This is a genomic window from Candidatus Dorea massiliensis AP6 (assembly GCF_964245105.1).
Lineage (GTDB): Bacteria > Bacillota > Clostridia > Lachnospirales > Lachnospiraceae > Laedolimicola > Laedolimicola intestinihominis.
In genome coordinates this window covers 131,503-145,731 of sequence record NZ_CAXTKW010000011.1, presented here as the reverse complement: position 1 = coordinate 145,731, position 14,229 = coordinate 131,503, and the positions used below count along the sequence as shown (strand labels likewise).

Sequence of the window (14,229 nt, the reverse complement as noted above, 5' to 3'; positions counted from 1 at the left end):
TATCGGGGAACAGAAAACCTCGGGCCAATGTGGCCCGAGGCTTACCGCTCGGCATCCCTGCCGGACGGAGCTTTCTTTTCCGGCTCCGTCTGGACTTTTTCGCCCTGTTCCCGCATGGTCTGCAAGATAGAGGGCTTCTTTTGAAGCTGGGAGGGCTTTTCGCCGGACAGCGGCTTGATACATTCCAAACGGTCAGCCGCCCGGATGGCGTTGTCCGTGAGCTGCCTCTGCCATGCGCCCACGCTGGGAGCCCAGCGGAAACCATTGCTTTTCAGCTCAACCCGGGTGTCCGCGTCAGGCTTTCCGTCAAAGAACACCTGCAAGCGGTTGTCCTCCCGGTTCATTTCCACACGGCCCCCATCGAACTCCCAGCCGGAAAATTCCTGCTGTGCCTGTTTGGAAAGCTGTTCGATACGCGTCTTTACCCGGCGGATTTCCGCATTGTTGTTGGTAAGCTGGTAGCTTTCAAAGGGCCTCGGATCGCTCCGCCAGCTTGACGCCATGCTTGCTTTCAGCTTTTCGATCTGATCCGGCGACAGCAGCGCACAGCCGTCCAGCTTGCCATGCTTGCGGTAATAGGCGTTGACCTCCTTCATAATGAGCTGGGAGCGTTCCAGTCCGTCCAGCTTCTTCTGGAGCTTTTCAATCGCTGCCGGGTCATCGGCGCTGATCCCGCCCATGCCGGTACTGCGTATCTTATCCAGCAGCCCTTGAATATACCGCCATTCCTCCATGTTGCTGTCCCGGGCCCGGTTCTGTTTTTCCTTCTTTCCCACCGGGAAATTGGCAGGTCCGGCGATCATCATAGAGGGAACCCTTGCGTCAATGGCAAAGCCCTGGTTCATGTTTTCGGCCAGCTTGCGGGCGTAGGTGTCTAACAGATGGTCGATCTTCTCATGGTACATGGGGTCCACCCGGGATTTCTGCTGTTCCGCTATGGCGGCGGCCTTGTCCACCATTGCCCGGTATTCCGCCGTTGCGCTCCCTTCCTTGTAGTCGGAAAAGCTGTTCATTTCCTTTGCCCGACGGGCGGCCCCTTCATTGATAGGGTAATAGTTGATGGTATGCACCTCCTTCATGCTTCGGGCCATGCTGGCCCGAAGTCTTACCGTTCTTCATGGGAAGGCCCCGCCTTGTCCTTTTTCGGAGCGGGTGGGGCTTCTTGAAACCGTTTGAGTGTAGCGAGAATGGAGTGGACAGGCTCGGCCTTTTCAGGATAGGCAAATATCCGGTGTTCCGGCGGAATGTCCTGCGGCCCGTGGTAATACTCCTTGAAGCCCTCCGGGACTGCCGACACATACCCACCGGGAGCGAATACGCCGCCCTCGTTGATACGCACATCCCGCCCGTATGCCTCATAATCGAAGTAGTTCTGAATGTGCTCCGGTATGTCGATAGTCCCAAGCTCGTCGGCGTAAAGACGGCCCAGCCCTTCATCATCAGAAATATCCGGGTAAAAGCGGTAAAGGTCAAGGTTCTGCGTCAGGTTTATCAAATCCTTCACGCTCCTTGTGTGGTTTCCCAAGACAAGAGCGGCTTCAAAGGTTTCCAGTCCGCCCTTATCCCGTACTTCCAGCAGGGCGTGGCCCAACTCGTTCAGCTCGTCGATGTTCTCACATTCGTAGAGATGATCGTAGAGCCCCAGCACATCACTGTCAAAGCTGGTAAAGAACACTTCGCTGTACCGCTTCCCGTCTATCCCGATTTTGGCAAGGGCGGCCTGCAACTCCTGTGTCGTCATGGGGAAATGTACCGTTGTCCCTACCTCGATCCCCATCAAGGGGTACAGGGCGGTGTTGGTTATATAGGCTTCAAACATGGGCTCATTCCTCCTTTCCGGCCCGGTCAGCCAGCACCTCATAAATCCCGGCCATAATGTAATCGGCGCAAGGGAGGGCAATCGCATTTCCCAGCGCCTTGTAACGTTGCAGAGGCCGGATCTCCACGCCGTCCGCCCCGTACTTTGTCCAGCCCTCCGGCAGCCCCATCAGCCGTTCACTTTCTGTTTCCGTCAGAAAACGGATACAGCCGCCCTCCGGGTCGCCCTCATACCAGAAGGCAAAGGGCGTTACATCACTGGCTAAAAGAGTGGGAAAAGGGTCAGTTGGTAATCCGAAGCTGTTTCGGAAGGCCGTTTCTTCCTGCCTTTTTGCCGCTCCCCGCATACGGAAGCACTGAAAGGGGTGGATGACTGGTATCTGCCGCCCTGTTTCAAAAGAAGCTGTTCGATCTCCTTCGGCGGCGACCCGCCCGCCCTCTCCGCAAGGCGGAGGAAGTGGGAGCATTGGACGGGGCTTAAATAGTATGTCTGCGGCACGTCTGCCTCCAAAATCCGCCACGACGAAAATCCGCTGCCTTCGTGCCAGCCTTCGGGTGCCTGCCCAATACTGGGCGTCCATGAGCCGCCAGCACACATCAGGCGTTCCCCCTCGCACCATTCCGGCGTTTCCCCATCTTCCCGAAGGAGGCATTGGAACTTCGGTGTCCGAGAAGGCGGATAAGACGGCTCTAAAGTCCATCCGGTCATTTGTAGAAAACGCTCCCATGACGTTTTCCCAAACAGCGATAGCTGGATATAGGTTATCAGTAGCATCCCTCATTTCCTGTATGATACGAAACGCCTGATAGAACAGGCTTGATTTTGCCCCGGCAAGGCCGGAGCGGTTGCCGATCAGAGAAAGGTTCTGACAGGGGGAACCGAAGGTAATTATATGGACAGGTGGGATTTTCCCGCCGTCCACCTTCGTAATATCCCCCAAATGCACCATGTCGGGAAAGTGCCTTTTGGTTATGGAGATGGGCGCTTTTTCAATCTCACTGGCCCATACCGGACGGATACCGCACCGGGAAGCAGCCAGAGGGAACACGCCAATCCCGTCGAAAAGGCTTCCCAGCTTAATGTCCGGCATGGCCCGGGGTGCCGTGTCCCTTCACGGCAAGCACCCCTTCCAGTGTGGTCGCCGCAATGCCCAGCCGCCCGGCAACCGCAATATCATTTTTTACATCCTCGTCCACAACGCTGCCGCAGACGATCAGGGTATGGGAGCGCCGCAGCATATCCCGGCGCATATCAATCCCGGCCTTGTGTTCCTCGGGAACGCTGTCATTCAAAAACAGCGGCAGATACAAGAGCGGGCAGATTGGGGAAAAGCCCGCCTCATAAGCAAGGCGGCAGTAGTGGGCCGCCAGCTCCATATCAACATCCGGCTCGCCGCTCCATGCGGCAGTCAGGTATGCTAAAGGTCGCTTCATTGGTTGAGCCTCCATTTCTGTTTTGGTTTAGGGAAAAGCAAGAGTTCGCCCAACCCCTCCGCCCCTTCCCCCGGGAAGGGGAACGGCTCTGGAGAATTTATATCCCCGTCGCTTGACCGGGAAAAAGCATAACCGGGAGAAATCCGTCAAGGGTGCCTCTGGCACCGCCTGCGGCGGCGCTGCCCTTGACTGATTTTCCCGGCTATGCTACGGAATAACTGGCGACGGGGAATCATTTATATCTCCAGAGCTTCGGGGCGCGGGGCAGAGCCCCGCAATCCTCGGGCCATGCTGACCCGAAGTTTTAGCTTACTTTTCCTGTTCGGTTTTCTTCTCCGGCTTTTCGTGTTCCTTCTGCTGACCCTTCCAGTCGTCCAGCAGCTTGATGATCTGGTCCTTCATTTCCCTCGGCGTAGTTTCCTTGCCGAAATACTTGCTCAGTTCCGCACCTGTCAAAATCACTTTGTCTACCTCCTTTTTGTCCTCCATCATAATGCCGTCGATCACATCCCCGTTGAGCAGCTTCTTTTCGTCCAGCTCACGCATACGCTTTGCCTGCGCCTGTGAAGGCGAGGACTGCTGGCTGTCAATGGCGACGGCGATATAGTTCTGGTTCTTCTTGCCGATATAGGAAAGCTCCACCGCCGTAGTAAAACCCAGCTTTTTTTCATCCATCAGCTTCATCAGGTCTGGAACCAGCTCATTGAGACGGATATACCGCTGCACCTGCTTGACCGCCATCTTATTGCGCTCGGCCACGATCTCGTTGGAGCGTTTACCTGCGTCCTTCGGGTCAATCTGGCCCGAAGTGCGGGAGCCCTGGTGCTTGATGGCTTCAAGCTGCATTTTTAAGGCTTTGGCCCGCTCACTGGGGAGGATTTCTTCACGCTGGTTCAGATTGTCCTCTACCATCTGTGTGATGGCTTCATCATCTGTCAGATTTCGGACGATACAGGGCATATCCGCATATCCGGCAAGCTCACTGGCTTTCTGGCGGCGGTGGCCGGACACGATCTCATAGCCGCCATCCTCACGGGGACGGACGATAGCGGGCTGGGTCACGCCCTTGTCCTTGACGCTGGACACCATAGCCCGCATTTCTTCATCATCCCGGACTTCAAAGGGATGGTTCTTGAAGGCGTGGAGTTCGTTCAGCTTGATATAGACGATCTGCTCCTTGCCCCGGCGTGGAGCATCCTTTGGCTTTTCGGGTCCTTTCGGAGCGGGAGCGGCCTGTATCGTTGGAGCCGTTCTTTTCTCCGGTTCCTTTTTGACCGCCTTTTCCGGTTTCTGTGCGGGGGCTTTGGACTTCGGGGCTGCGGCCTTGTCCTTATCTGTTTTCGGGGGACGGCCCCGGCGCTTCGGCTGTTCCGGCTCTTTGGGTTTTTCCTCTGCTTTTTTCGGAGCCTCCGGCTGCTTTTCCGGTTTCTCCTCTTTTGCCGGGTCAGACTTTTCCCCGCTGGGAGCTGCCGCCCGTTCCTCGACCTTCTTTTCCTTCATAATTTCAGAGAAGTTATAGACGGAAACCTGCGGGTTCTTTACCTCTGGTTCCGTCTTTTTTTCCGGCTCCGGAGAAACGGAAACCTTCTCCGGCTCTTTTGGGGGAGCGGGAGGCGTTTCCTTGCCCGGCCCGCTATCCGTTACCGGCTGTTCCGGCGTTTTTGTGGTTTTATCATCTGCCATAAGCATTTACCTCCTGTTTTTTGGCATGAAAAAAGAGGCTCAACTTTTCAGTCAAGCCCCCGTGGGAAGTTCCTCCTTTCTCCGCCATGATACAAAAATACCGCCCGTAGTCTCGTTTGGGCGGTACTTTGTGTAAGATTGGCAGTCCATTATTAAGTTTTTTATTATGTTCCCTTTGTACACCGTTGCAACTGTTTTTTCGTCGTCCCTAATGAAATAAACTGGGCATACATAGGCATCGAATTGACAATGGAAATATAAAAAATACTGTAAATTACAAAGCTGCTGGCGAACATAATGAATATCGCAAAAAAGATAATACCGACCGCCACAGCACCATCAATATAGATTCCATCAATATATCTGTCATTTAGTATGATGTCAAAATCTTTAATACCTTCGGCTTCACCCTTACTTTTTAAGAAATCTTTTTGAGTGTCAGGACTCATATCGGCTTTTTCCGAATTAAGTGAAACTAATACATCAACAGTCGAGGCAGTTTGTGTGCTGTAAGTTAAAGAAAGCTCGCTGTACTGTTGTGCGTATTCTGTGCGGAAATGATCAGAGGTCAGAATATAAAACTGTTTTCCTTTTTCCTGCGTTTTGTTTTGGATAATGCCGCAAACAGTAAATGTGTTTTCTTTCAATTCGTTTGTCAAGGTGTCTACATATTCAAAGGAAAATGAATCACCTAATACCAATTTGTGAATAGACAGATAAGTTTCAGATACAAGTACCTCTGTATTGCTTTGCGGTAGGTTTCCATCCATCAGTTCAAAGCCCAAAAAGGACATTGCCGAATCATCCATGTATGCCAGATCAGTGCGCCCATCACTGTTCACAATATTACCAAAAGTTTTGTAAACACCAACTGTTTCAAAATCATTATCGGTCTGTAACTTGTTTTTCGTATCTTCGCTCACAGCGCGAAACATAGCATGATAAGGTGCTTGTGTGGATTGTTTCAGTGCGTCATTTACTAAAATCGAAAAGACGGTTGCCATTAGGCAAGTCGCAATTACAATAATAATTGCAGTGATTAAAGTCTTGAGCTTATGTTCCTTTAGGTCAGCTTTCGCCAGTTTCTTTATAATGGTGCTAGTGTCATTCTCAAAAGGCCATGTCATAGCTTGCCACCTCCTTATTCCACAATTTTTCCGTCCTCAATGCGGACAATCCGATCTGCAAGGCGGGCTATGTCGTCATTGTGGGTAATCATCACAACAGTTTGCCGGAATTCCGCACTGGTGCGCTTGATAAGCCCCAGCACCTCGGCGCTGGTCTTGCTGTCAAGGTTGCCGGTCGGCTCGTCGGCCAGCACAATAGCCGGTTTGGTAATCAGGGCGCGGGCAATCGCCACACGCTGCTGCTGGCCGCCGGAGAGATTGTTCGGCATATTTTTCAGTTTATCTTCCAGCCCCAGCAGGTGAACGATCTCGTCCAAAAACTTCTGATCCACCGTGTCCCCGTCCAGCTCCACCGGCAGGACGATGTTCTCATACACATTCAGGATGGGAACAAGGTTATAGTTCTGGAAGATAAAGCCGATGTTGCGGCGGCGGAAGATGGTGAGCTGTTCGTCGTTCTTCTTTGCCAGTTCTTCGCCCCGGACAGTCACGGTTCCGCTGGTGGGAGTGTCCAGCCCGCCCATCATGTGAAGTAGGGTAGACTTGCCACTGCCGGAGGTTCCCACAACGGCCACAAATTCGCCGTCATTTACGGAGAAGTTCACGCCGTCCAGAGCGCGGGTGATGTTCGGCTCTGTGCCGTAATACTTTTTCAGATCAATCGTCTGCAAAACGCTCATACTCAAAACTCCTTTCAAGGCTTTCTGCCTATTGATAAGGGTATTGTAAAACCCAAATGTCCGCGAAATGTTACAGCGGCCAAAAAATTCATTGAAAATCGGGGTGAAATGTTACAACGCTCGGACATTTCAAAAAAATTTATGGCGGGCAGCCGGAAATGGCCGTCCGCCGCGTTCTATTTTGTAGGTAGCATAATGGAAAATTCCGAACCCTTGCCCGGCTCCGAAACCACTTTGATATAGCCGCCCTGCCGCGTTACGATCTCGCGGGCCAAATATAGACCAATGCCAACGCCCTGCTGTTCGTGTACTTCTTCCTCACGATAGAAGCGCCGGAAGATGGCGGCCTGATTGCTTTCAGAAATGCCCTTGCCGGTGTCGGTCACTTTAATCTCCACATACATTTCCCACAGCACCACCGACACAGCGATTTTCCCGCCTGGCGGGGTGTACTTCACCGCATTGTCCAGCAGGTTAAAGAGGGCTTCGGATGTCCATTTGCTGTCATAGCAAATGATACCCCTGTCAGCAAAGAACGATTGATTGCGGCAAACACAATCGGCAGAAGCAGGGTGAAACAAATTGTCTTAAAATATGGTTTTACCAATGCAATATCTAATTTTGTGGATTTCAAAATATTACTCATAATCGTCACCTTTCTTGCTTGTAAACACTACAATTTCATCAATGGTGGCAGGCTCAACGGTCAGGTTAGGGAAACCGCTAATATCTTCGGTTTTCATCAGCGCCTCAAATCCCGTAGGGAATGTACGAATACCAGCCGCCTTATTTTTCAGATCATCGGACAGTTCCTCAATTCCACCTTTTACAATGCGGAACATATCTACAAAATCATCTTTGCTGCCAGTAAAGTACAGCTCGCCATAACTGATGTAGGTAATATAATCGGCTGCACGCTCCAAATCGCCTGTGATATGGGTGGAGAACAAAACACTATGCTCGCCATCTTCAATATACTCTGAAAGAATTTTCAAAAGTTCATCTCTGGAAACCGGGTCAAGTCCACTGGTCGGCTCGTCGAGGATCAGCAGTTTGGCGTCGTATGAAAACGCACAGGCAAGCATTAACTTCATCTGCATACCTTTGGAAAGTTCTTTTACCTTTTTGGTGGGTGCAATGTGAAATTTCCGTAACATATCCGCAAATTTCTGGCTGTCCCAATTTGGATAAAATACCGAAATGGATTTTTCAACCTGCGACACTTTCCAATCATCACTGAAATAATTTGTATCGAAAACAACGCCCAGCTCTGATTTTACTTTTTGTTCTTCTGCGATATTATCTAGCCCCATCACTTTGACTGTGCCGCCGGTGCGCTTGAGCATATTCAAAATCAGTTTGATTGTCGTTGTTTTGCCAGAACCATTCGGGCCGATCAAGCCCATAATATATCCCTTTGGCAAAGTAAAGCTGATATTGTGAAGTTGAAAAGAATCAAAAGATTTTGAAAGATTCGTTACCTCTAAATAATTAGTCATCTGTTTTTACCTCCGTTAAAATGTCCAAAAGGCGATGTAATTCCTCTGTGGATAGATTTGCCATTCTTGCAGCTTTTATTGCTTCGGTGAGATTGTTTTCTACTTTGCAAATAAGCTGCTCCTTAATCAGTTCTGAACCAGACCCCATTACGAAACATCCACGCCCCTGCACATTTTTAACAAAGCCCTCTTGCTCTAATTCTGTGTATGCCTTTGTCACTGTTAAGACGCTGATCTTTAAGTCTTTGGCAAGTGTTCTAAGGGAGGGCAAAGTTTCTTCGGCTTGAAGCTCGCCAGATAAAATAGCCGCCTTGATCTGCTGTTTAATCTGCTCGTATATGGGGACGCCAGATACATTTGAAATAATCAGTTTCATTGCTGCATCCTCCGTGTGTTTTAACTGTTATGCTGTTGTGTATAACAGCATAACACGAGAGGCGTATCTTGTCAATATTTCAAGGGGGGGGTGGCAATGATTTCCTCTGTCTATGTTTCGGGATATGAATTATAAAGTTTAATCTTACTGCATATAGCAACATTCCATTGAGAAAATATGAAATATACAATGTAGATGGATGGTGCTATATGGCAAATATCAAAGATTGTCTCGGCTTTGAAACTTTCGGCGCGGATGTAAAAGAGGCGCGGAAAGTCAAGCAGTTATCGCGTAAGACGCTGGCGGAACAGATCAATATCGACTGGCGCTATCTTGCCAACCTTGAAAACGATGACACGATTCCCAGCTTGCCGGTTATCATACAGCTTAATCTGGAATGAAATGTATATTGATATAATGGTAAAGTTAATGGTGCAGTATATACTTTGAGAAAAAAGCACCGAATACAGAGCCGATAGGCATACTGTATCCGGTGCGTTGTAAATTTTTAACCTTTCAGATAGTAATGAACATAGACATTATAATCTCGATGCCGGGTAATCAGCCGCAGCCAGATACAAAAGTGGGCAGTTTCCGAATACAGATTGAATTCGGTGGGCTCGCTGGTGGGCTGGGCGTACCATCGGCAGAACCGTGTCAGGGTGTCCAAATTCCGAAACTCCGGCAGTTGGAACAGCGCATTCTGGAAAGCATCAATTTCACGGGCAACTTCCAGAACAGGCGTATCCTTTTGGCACTGATGCCAGGTGGTCCACCATTTCCATCCATCATAATCAGAACGGGAATAGGCTATCTCGCTGGCAGGACGGGAGCCTTGCTGAAACAGATCTTCAAAGGTGCAGGAAGTAGTCAGCAGCGGATCCTCAAAATCGGTCTGCTGCTGGCTCAAACCGTTTTTGACAGCCGCCCATTCTGTTAGAGGGAGAGGGCAACGGTTGGCATCACGCAGGGCTTCATCCATACCGCACGCCTCGCAGATATGGACATCTGCATAGCGGCTCAGGGCGTTGATGACCAGCCTGCGGTCCAGCGGCTGACCACACCGAAGACACAAGGGTGGTTGCGCTGCCTCTGGGGTAAACAGCAGTTTGTCCTGCTGCCATACGGTTTCCAACAGGGATTGGGGATAGATACGGATCTTCATGATGATGTCCTCCTATTTTACTACCTTTAATATTCGTACCGATTCCTCCGGTCTTCAGACCAGGGAGGGTAGACACGCAATTCCTCCTGAAACATGGTCATCAGTTCGGCAGCCATGTCCTCTTTACGCCGGTAGATGCGCTGCTTTTTCGTACCATCGGCATAGCGGATGGTAGTCTGGAGTGCGGGTCCTTTCTGTGTGAAGATGAATTTGCGGCCATGAGAAGGGTCAGACGCCTCGATCCAGAGGGGCAGGGTGGTGGAAACCCCATCTGGACGCCGCCAGCCGCTGTAATCAGTGTAGCTGAACCCATTGATTTCTCGTGCCAGCCGGCGCAGGGCAAGATATAGCCGCTCAAAGCGGCGCCCCAGCTCGCCTTTCTGATGCCGGATGTAGAGGGTGTGCCCCTCATGGTCCAGGGCGTCCAGTTCTTTGCCATAAAACAGGTATTCAGGGTAAAGACAGCCATTCGATTCAAGAATTTGCCCGGTAGGTTCCGCAAGGTGATTGTCTGACAGCCAGACCGGAAAAAGTCCGTCTGCGGCTTTTATATTGATGAAAGCGCAGTGGTCGGGGCGGATTCCGGTTAAGTTGGTGGTAAGGGTTTCCCAAAAAATCAGGATGCTGTGATCCTTTTCATAAAGTTTGATGGCGAGATTGCCGTTGGGATATGTACTGATTTTCAAAGTCAGCTGGGCTCGGTGTTCGCCCAGCGTAAATGCGAGAGTATTCATAAGCGTTTTCCTCCAAAGAAGCACCGGACGCCTGCAAAAATACAGATTGCCGGTGCTTCTTAGTGTGTGTTCCGGACAAGGAAACCGGAGCAGGGAGAGGAATGCAGTTCCTCTCTGGTCATCGTCAGCTACACAGCCAAAGTCTTTGACTCGAACTGATAGCGCAGAACCTGAGCCAGCTTTGTCCTGTTTTCACAAGTAATGCGATAGGTAGGGCCATAGTTACGCCCCTGTTCATCCATCCTTCGAATGGAAATGCTAAATCGGGTGCCCTCCTGGGTAATCCACAGACGCCTGCCCGTGGCAGCATCTTCAGCAATAATCCATAAAGGGCACTGCATGGTCATGTAGGTTTGGGAGTAAGCACGCCAGCCGCTACGGTCATGGTAACAGAAACCGGGGGTAGTCTGCCGCCTTTCATTCAGTACATCATAAACTGCCTTATATTTCATGCGCTGCACCGCCTTTCAAAGTTTTTCAAGTAGCCTGCATACCCTTCCGGGTCCAGCTCCTGCAGCCGGTTGGCACGAAAACGATATTCAGGATAGGTGCAGAACCCACTCTGCATGGTGCGACCGGTTGGGATGGCCAGACCATGTCGTATGAGCCAGGTGGGAAATTCCGAATCGGCATTGGTGTCGATAAAGGCATGGTCTTTTTGCCGTTGGCCGGGCAGGTTGACGGTGAGAGTCGCCCAGGGTTCCGGGTCACCGCTTTCCCATGTCACCATTTGTATGGCAAGGTTTCCATTCAGGTAGGAAGTCACCTGCAGCTGGATGGGGTGCGTGGCACCAAATTTCTTGTAAGGCAAGGTAACAGGTGCAGCATCGGTATCAGGCTCTCCGTCCTCTACGCCCAGTTCCCAACTAAGGGACAAAATCTGGCTCTGGCTCAGCGTGCGGGTATATTTCTTTGCGTATTTTGGTTTGAAGAGCAGGGCACCGTCCTGCAGGAGCAGCTTTCCTTCTTTTTGGTCCTGAATACAGCGCAGGCCATGCAGACGGGGCTTTGCGCGCTCCACCGCATCGTGGATCTTTGGATGGTCAAACCATATGGAATACTGTACGGCTACATCGAGATTAGGATGCTCCTGAAAGCGTGAGCATAGGAGATCCAGCACCTGTTGACAGACTTTTCTTCGTTTCTCCAGCGTCTGACGTTCGTTAAAGGTCAGCGTGAAATATGAGAAATCCCGTTCGGATGCGTCTGCGGCGCCGTTAAAGGGATTACACCAGAAGTACAGATCCCATCGGTCGCTGCCATAGGACACAGGGATATTTTCGTCATACTGGTAGCAGACAAAGTCCTGTGCGATGGCTTCCATGACGGGTTTCATTGCTGCGCTGCTCTCCAAACTTGCCTGACGGATATACTGCTCCCATTCTTCGCGGGTGTGGCTGTCATAAAACTGTTTGTTTGCTGCTGCCTCTGCTTCGGTGCATAGAGACTGCAGGCGTAGGGAGTGGACGTCTTCTTTGGCATAGCCTTTTTCAAACCATCTGGTATCAATATTCATATGAGAACGATCTTCGTGAATTTTCATTTTGCATCCTCCTTGTGTATAGTTGCTGCATTTTTTGACGCAGTGTGGTCATTGGTCTTTCCAGTCATAGAGCCGACCATTTCTTTCAGACTGGCGATATACTGCCCCCATGCCTGCTTGGATTCTTCAGCACGCTTCAACTCGGCAAGCTGTTCTTCCGGCGACAGCGCTTCAAACTCGCATTGGCGGCAGTCTCGATCAATATCCTGAAAGATGTGGTTCAGGATGGAAAGGGCCAGCTCTGTAACAGTGGGGCTGTGTTCATCAAGCGCCTTGCGCCCCTGACGGAATAACTCCAGATAGCGCCCATACTGCTGTTCGCTGATGAAGTCCCAGCCGTAGGCTTCCTGAATGTCGCTTTCGCTATGGTATTCCATAGCTGCTTCAAATTCTGTCTTGCGGTCTGCGGCTTCCTTTTCGATGTGTCGTCTGAGCTTGGCGCGGATGCGCTCCAAGTCTTTGAGTAAGAGCTTACAGGCTTTGGCCTCCATGAGATAACCGTGTGCTTCGCTGTTTAGATATTGCTGAGATGTCTTTTTCATGCGGCAGCTTCCTCCTTGGATTTGGATTGAACAAAAAGCAGGAACCCTTTGCTGGTATCCTCCAGGAGCTGCCATGTACCATCCCGCCAGACACAGGCAGTTGCATCGTTGTAGATTTCCGGCGTCTTGGGCGGATCGTCAAAGCATTCCGGCGTCACATAAAGGCACATATGGCTCATATAGAAGGGCTGCAGGGCTGCTTCTATCTCTTTGCGCAGGGCAAGGGCGAGTGATTCGATCTCGTCAATATCCTGACGCTGAAAGGCAGCATCTGAGATCTGTTTGAGCCGTTTGGTTTGCTTCACAGCTGCATCGATATAGGGTACAGCCTCATCAAAGTATTTGTGTTTGATTTTCATACCGTCAAATACAAGAAAGCGGGTATAGGCGGTAGCGGCTTTACAGATGTCTTGCCGCAAGGCATCAAATGGTTTTTTGTACTTGGTTTTCAGCACCTCCATGGATACAACCTGCAGATTGCGCCGCAGGGTTTCCAGATGGTTCACTAAAGTGGTGCGTAGTTCATCTCGTTCCATAGGCATCCTCCGTGGGTAACTTCCGGGCGGTTATCCGCGCCGGAAGTGGCGGCAGTGCTCATGCACATTGGCGTGGACAAACGCATAGCGCTTGCAGGCCGGCAATCGGTTCCGTTCTCTGGGGGATTGCCGGGCAACGCTTGCATGATACTTTTTAGCAGATATTTTTATAGGGTTATTCGAGTTCAGGTTCCCAAGGGGTATCTTCCTCATAAGGTGCAGCCTCCTTTTCATTGTCAGTGGACTTGCCGGCAGCCCGTACCGTCAGCAGAAGGGCATCTTCCCCGACATCGCTGCTGTGGGACTTTCGGGCTCGTTTCTTTTTGCATCGCTCCACGGCTTTGTCATAGTCGTAGCCAATACCGGCTTGCAGTTTATCCGCAATTTTACGCAGCTTTTCTGCATGGTACTCATAGGTAGCACGATGGAATCCAGTCAGCTCCCACTGGTCGCACACCGCTTCCAGAAGCCGGATATAATCCCGCAGTGCATTGACAATTTTGTAGATATCGCCATAGCAGGTAGTGAAGGTATGGACACCATCAAAATCCCGAAAGCAAAAAAGCAGTTCTTCCCCCAAAAACTGTTCCAGTTGGACTGATTGGGCGATCATTGGCCGAAAAATATCCTGGGGCAGTTCGGGCAGTCTGTTCTCATCCATTGCGATCCTCCCCATGTTCCGGTACTGGCGGCTGAGGACCTAAGCCTGCCGCAAACATCTGCACAGCGGTACGGTAGCCAGAGGCGTATGCCTGTTCCAATACAGCAGAATTGCGGCATTGTACCGCAGCCTGATACTGTTCAAAAGCGATGGACGCCTCGTTGGAGAGCAGCGGAAGCAACGCTCTTTCTTTTTGTTGTACTGCCTGATTAAAAGGCGCGAGGCGTTTATCAGGCTTGAACACATCTGCTTCATATTCGCCGTAATAGAGCGAAGTGAGAAAATGTGGGTCTGCCGGAAAGGATACAGCAGATGGTGCAGGGCGGGAAAGCGCCGCCGCAATATCTTTGAGTGTATTGATCAGTGCGGGGAGCTGAACATTAAAAAATTTTTGTCCCATCGCTGTTTCGTGTAAATTCATAGAATAAGAC

Annotated in this window: 18 protein-coding genes and 2 pseudogenes; 1 reads left to right on the top strand and 19 read right to left on the bottom strand. The window is 50.8% G+C overall.

From position 1 onward, the window contains the following. Positions 1-41 precede the first annotated feature (41 nt). The 11 genes and pseudogenes from ACESZP_RS12645 to ACESZP_RS12595 all read right to left on the bottom strand — a co-directional run bounded on the left by ACESZP_RS12645 (position 42) and on the right by ACESZP_RS12595 (position 8,617). Positions 42-1,091, bottom strand: a complete 1,050-nt coding sequence (locus ACESZP_RS12645) for a DUF8626 domain-containing protein (protein ID WP_499709158.1) — start codon at positions 1,089-1,091, stop codon at positions 42-44. Positions 1,092-1,105: 14 nt separating this feature from the next. Further along, entirely contained in the window at positions 1,106-1,819 is a 714-nt protein-coding gene (locus ACESZP_RS12640) for an antirestriction protein ArdA (RefSeq protein WP_117567937.1), read from the bottom strand. Positions 1,820-1,823: 4 nt separating this feature from the next. Then, complete coding sequence (locus ACESZP_RS12635) at positions 1,824-2,909, bottom strand: DNA cytosine methyltransferase (RefSeq protein ID WP_499709157.1); 1,086 nt, start codon at positions 2,907-2,909, stop codon at positions 1,824-1,826. Further along, positions 2,896-3,252 (bottom strand): DUF7768 domain-containing protein, encoded by a 357-nt coding sequence (locus tag ACESZP_RS12630; RefSeq protein WP_009901612.1) that lies wholly within the window; start codon positions 3,250-3,252, stop codon positions 2,896-2,898. The genes ACESZP_RS12635 and ACESZP_RS12630 overlap by 14 nt, the downstream gene beginning before the upstream one ends. Positions 3,253-3,561: 309 nt before the next feature. Next, the gene (locus ACESZP_RS12625) at positions 3,562-4,935 is read right to left on the bottom strand and encodes a ParB/RepB/Spo0J family partition protein (RefSeq protein WP_499709156.1); all 1,374 of its coding nucleotides are present in this window, start codon (positions 4,933-4,935) and stop codon (positions 3,562-3,564) included. A 164-nt stretch (positions 4,936-5,099) separates the two neighbouring features. Then, positions 5,100-6,062: an ABC transporter permease family protein gene (locus ACESZP_RS12620; protein WP_499709155.1), complete on the bottom strand. Its 963-nt coding sequence runs from the start codon at positions 6,060-6,062 to the stop codon at positions 5,100-5,102. Between the two features lie 14 nt (positions 6,063-6,076). After that, positions 6,077-6,742, bottom strand: coding sequence for an ABC transporter ATP-binding protein (locus tag ACESZP_RS12615; RefSeq protein WP_080908613.1), 666 nt, complete (start codon positions 6,740-6,742; stop codon positions 6,077-6,079). Between the two features lie 176 nt (positions 6,743-6,918). After that, positions 6,919-7,257: pseudogene (locus ACESZP_RS12610) on the bottom strand (sensor histidine kinase); the annotation flags it as partial. Beyond that, positions 7,248-7,388: pseudogene (locus ACESZP_RS12605) on the bottom strand (ABC-2 transporter permease); the annotation flags it as partial. The pseudogenes ACESZP_RS12605 and ACESZP_RS12610, both read right to left, overlap by 10 nt. Continuing rightward, positions 7,381-8,241 (bottom strand): ABC transporter ATP-binding protein, encoded by an 861-nt coding sequence (locus tag ACESZP_RS12600; RefSeq protein ID WP_080908610.1) that lies wholly within the window; start codon positions 8,239-8,241, stop codon positions 7,381-7,383. The pseudogene ACESZP_RS12605 and the gene ACESZP_RS12600, both read right to left, overlap by 8 nt. Continuing rightward, a complete protein-coding gene (locus ACESZP_RS12595) occupies positions 8,234-8,617 on the bottom strand; it encodes a GntR family transcriptional regulator (protein WP_002578893.1) in 384 nt (127 codons plus the stop codon). The genes ACESZP_RS12600 and ACESZP_RS12595 overlap by 8 nt, the downstream gene beginning before the upstream one ends. 209 nt (positions 8,618-8,826) lie before the next feature. Here ACESZP_RS12595 and ACESZP_RS12590 point away from each other — a divergent pair, with 209 nt between their 5' ends. After that, positions 8,827-9,018 (top strand): helix-turn-helix domain-containing protein, encoded by a 192-nt coding sequence (locus ACESZP_RS12590; RefSeq protein WP_118555932.1) that lies wholly within the window; start codon positions 8,827-8,829, stop codon positions 9,016-9,018. Between the two features lie 107 nt (positions 9,019-9,125). Here the strand turns inward: ACESZP_RS12590 and ACESZP_RS12585 are convergent, their stop codons facing one another. From ACESZP_RS12585 to ACESZP_RS12550, 8 genes are all read right to left on the bottom strand, one after another. Further along, the gene (locus ACESZP_RS12585) at positions 9,126-9,782 is read right to left on the bottom strand and encodes a hypothetical protein (protein WP_243034104.1); all 657 of its coding nucleotides are present in this window, start codon (positions 9,780-9,782) and stop codon (positions 9,126-9,128) included. 26 nt (positions 9,783-9,808) lie between these two features. Continuing rightward, the gene (locus ACESZP_RS12580; protein WP_050624176.1) at positions 9,809-10,516 is read right to left on the bottom strand and encodes a DUF4313 domain-containing protein; all 708 of its coding nucleotides are present in this window, start codon (positions 10,514-10,516) and stop codon (positions 9,809-9,811) included. A 128-nt stretch (positions 10,517-10,644) separates the two neighbouring features. Beyond that, a complete protein-coding gene (locus ACESZP_RS12575) occupies positions 10,645-10,857 on the bottom strand; it encodes a hypothetical protein (protein ID WP_499709154.1) in 213 nt (70 codons plus the stop codon). Between the two features lie 107 nt (positions 10,858-10,964). Then, positions 10,965-12,059, bottom strand: a complete 1,095-nt coding sequence (locus ACESZP_RS12570) for a DUF4313 domain-containing protein (RefSeq protein ID WP_118024180.1) — start codon at positions 12,057-12,059, stop codon at positions 10,965-10,967. Further along, a complete protein-coding gene (locus ACESZP_RS12565) occupies positions 12,056-12,601 on the bottom strand; it encodes an adenylosuccinate lyase (RefSeq protein ID WP_499709153.1) in 546 nt (181 codons plus the stop codon). Before ACESZP_RS12565 ends, ACESZP_RS12570 begins: the two co-directional genes overlap by 4 nt. Further along, positions 12,598-13,137, bottom strand: coding sequence for a decarboxylase (locus ACESZP_RS12560; RefSeq protein ID WP_499709152.1), 540 nt, complete (start codon positions 13,135-13,137; stop codon positions 12,598-12,600). Before ACESZP_RS12560 ends, ACESZP_RS12565 begins: the two co-directional genes overlap by 4 nt. A 175-nt stretch (positions 13,138-13,312) precedes the next feature. Next, positions 13,313-13,798, bottom strand: coding sequence for a hypothetical protein (locus tag ACESZP_RS12555; RefSeq protein WP_117497636.1), 486 nt, complete (start codon positions 13,796-13,798; stop codon positions 13,313-13,315). Further along, positions 13,791-14,219: a DUF6809 family protein gene (locus tag ACESZP_RS12550; protein ID WP_117497638.1), complete on the bottom strand. Its 429-nt coding sequence runs from the start codon at positions 14,217-14,219 to the stop codon at positions 13,791-13,793. The genes ACESZP_RS12555 and ACESZP_RS12550 overlap by 8 nt, the downstream gene beginning before the upstream one ends. Between the last annotated feature and the right edge of the window lie 10 nt (positions 14,220-14,229).

Excerpts from the sequence above, each read along its gene's own strand:
- ACESZP_RS12645 (WP_499709158.1), bottom strand. The coding sequence starts at position 1,091 with ATGGCCCGAAGCATGAAGGAGGTGCATACCATCAACTATTACCCTATC.
- ACESZP_RS12640 (WP_117567937.1), bottom strand. The coding sequence starts at position 1,819 with ATGTTTGAAGCCTATATAACCAACACCGCCCTGTACCCCTTGATGGGG.
- ACESZP_RS12635 (WP_499709157.1), bottom strand. The coding sequence starts at position 2,909 with ATGCCGGACATTAAGCTGGGAAGCCTTTTCGACGGGATTGGCGTGTTC.
- ACESZP_RS12630 (WP_009901612.1), bottom strand. The coding sequence starts at position 3,252 with ATGAAGCGACCTTTAGCATACCTGACTGCCGCATGGAGCGGCGAGCCG.
- ACESZP_RS12625 (WP_499709156.1), bottom strand. The coding sequence starts at position 4,935 with ATGGCAGATGATAAAACCACAAAAACGCCGGAACAGCCGGTAACGGAT.
- ACESZP_RS12620 (WP_499709155.1), bottom strand. The coding sequence starts at position 6,062 with ATGACATGGCCTTTTGAGAATGACACTAGCACCATTATAAAGAAACTG.
- ACESZP_RS12615 (WP_080908613.1), bottom strand. The coding sequence starts at position 6,742 with ATGAGCGTTTTGCAGACGATTGATCTGAAAAAGTATTACGGCACAGAG.
- ACESZP_RS12600 (WP_080908610.1), bottom strand. The coding sequence starts at position 8,241 with ATGACTAATTATTTAGAGGTAACGAATCTTTCAAAATCTTTTGATTCT.
- ACESZP_RS12595 (WP_002578893.1), bottom strand. The coding sequence starts at position 8,617 with ATGAAACTGATTATTTCAAATGTATCTGGCGTCCCCATATACGAGCAG.
- ACESZP_RS12590 (WP_118555932.1), top strand. The coding sequence starts at position 8,827 with ATGGCAAATATCAAAGATTGTCTCGGCTTTGAAACTTTCGGCGCGGAT.
- ACESZP_RS12585 (WP_243034104.1), bottom strand. The coding sequence starts at position 9,782 with ATGAAGATCCGTATCTATCCCCAATCCCTGTTGGAAACCGTATGGCAG.
- ACESZP_RS12580 (WP_050624176.1), bottom strand. The coding sequence starts at position 10,516 with ATGAATACTCTCGCATTTACGCTGGGCGAACACCGAGCCCAGCTGACT.
- ACESZP_RS12575 (WP_499709154.1), bottom strand. The coding sequence starts at position 10,857 with ATGCAGTGCCCTTTATGGATTATTGCTGAAGATGCTGCCACGGGCAGG.
- ACESZP_RS12570 (WP_118024180.1), bottom strand. The coding sequence starts at position 12,059 with ATGAAAATTCACGAAGATCGTTCTCATATGAATATTGATACCAGATGG.
- ACESZP_RS12565 (WP_499709153.1), bottom strand. The coding sequence starts at position 12,601 with ATGAAAAAGACATCTCAGCAATATCTAAACAGCGAAGCACACGGTTAT.
- ACESZP_RS12560 (WP_499709152.1), bottom strand. The coding sequence starts at position 13,137 with ATGGAACGAGATGAACTACGCACCACTTTAGTGAACCATCTGGAAACC.
- ACESZP_RS12555 (WP_117497636.1), bottom strand. The coding sequence starts at position 13,798 with ATGGATGAGAACAGACTGCCCGAACTGCCCCAGGATATTTTTCGGCCA.
- ACESZP_RS12550 (WP_117497638.1), bottom strand. The coding sequence starts at position 14,219 with ATGAATTTACACGAAACAGCGATGGGACAAAAATTTTTTAATGTTCAG.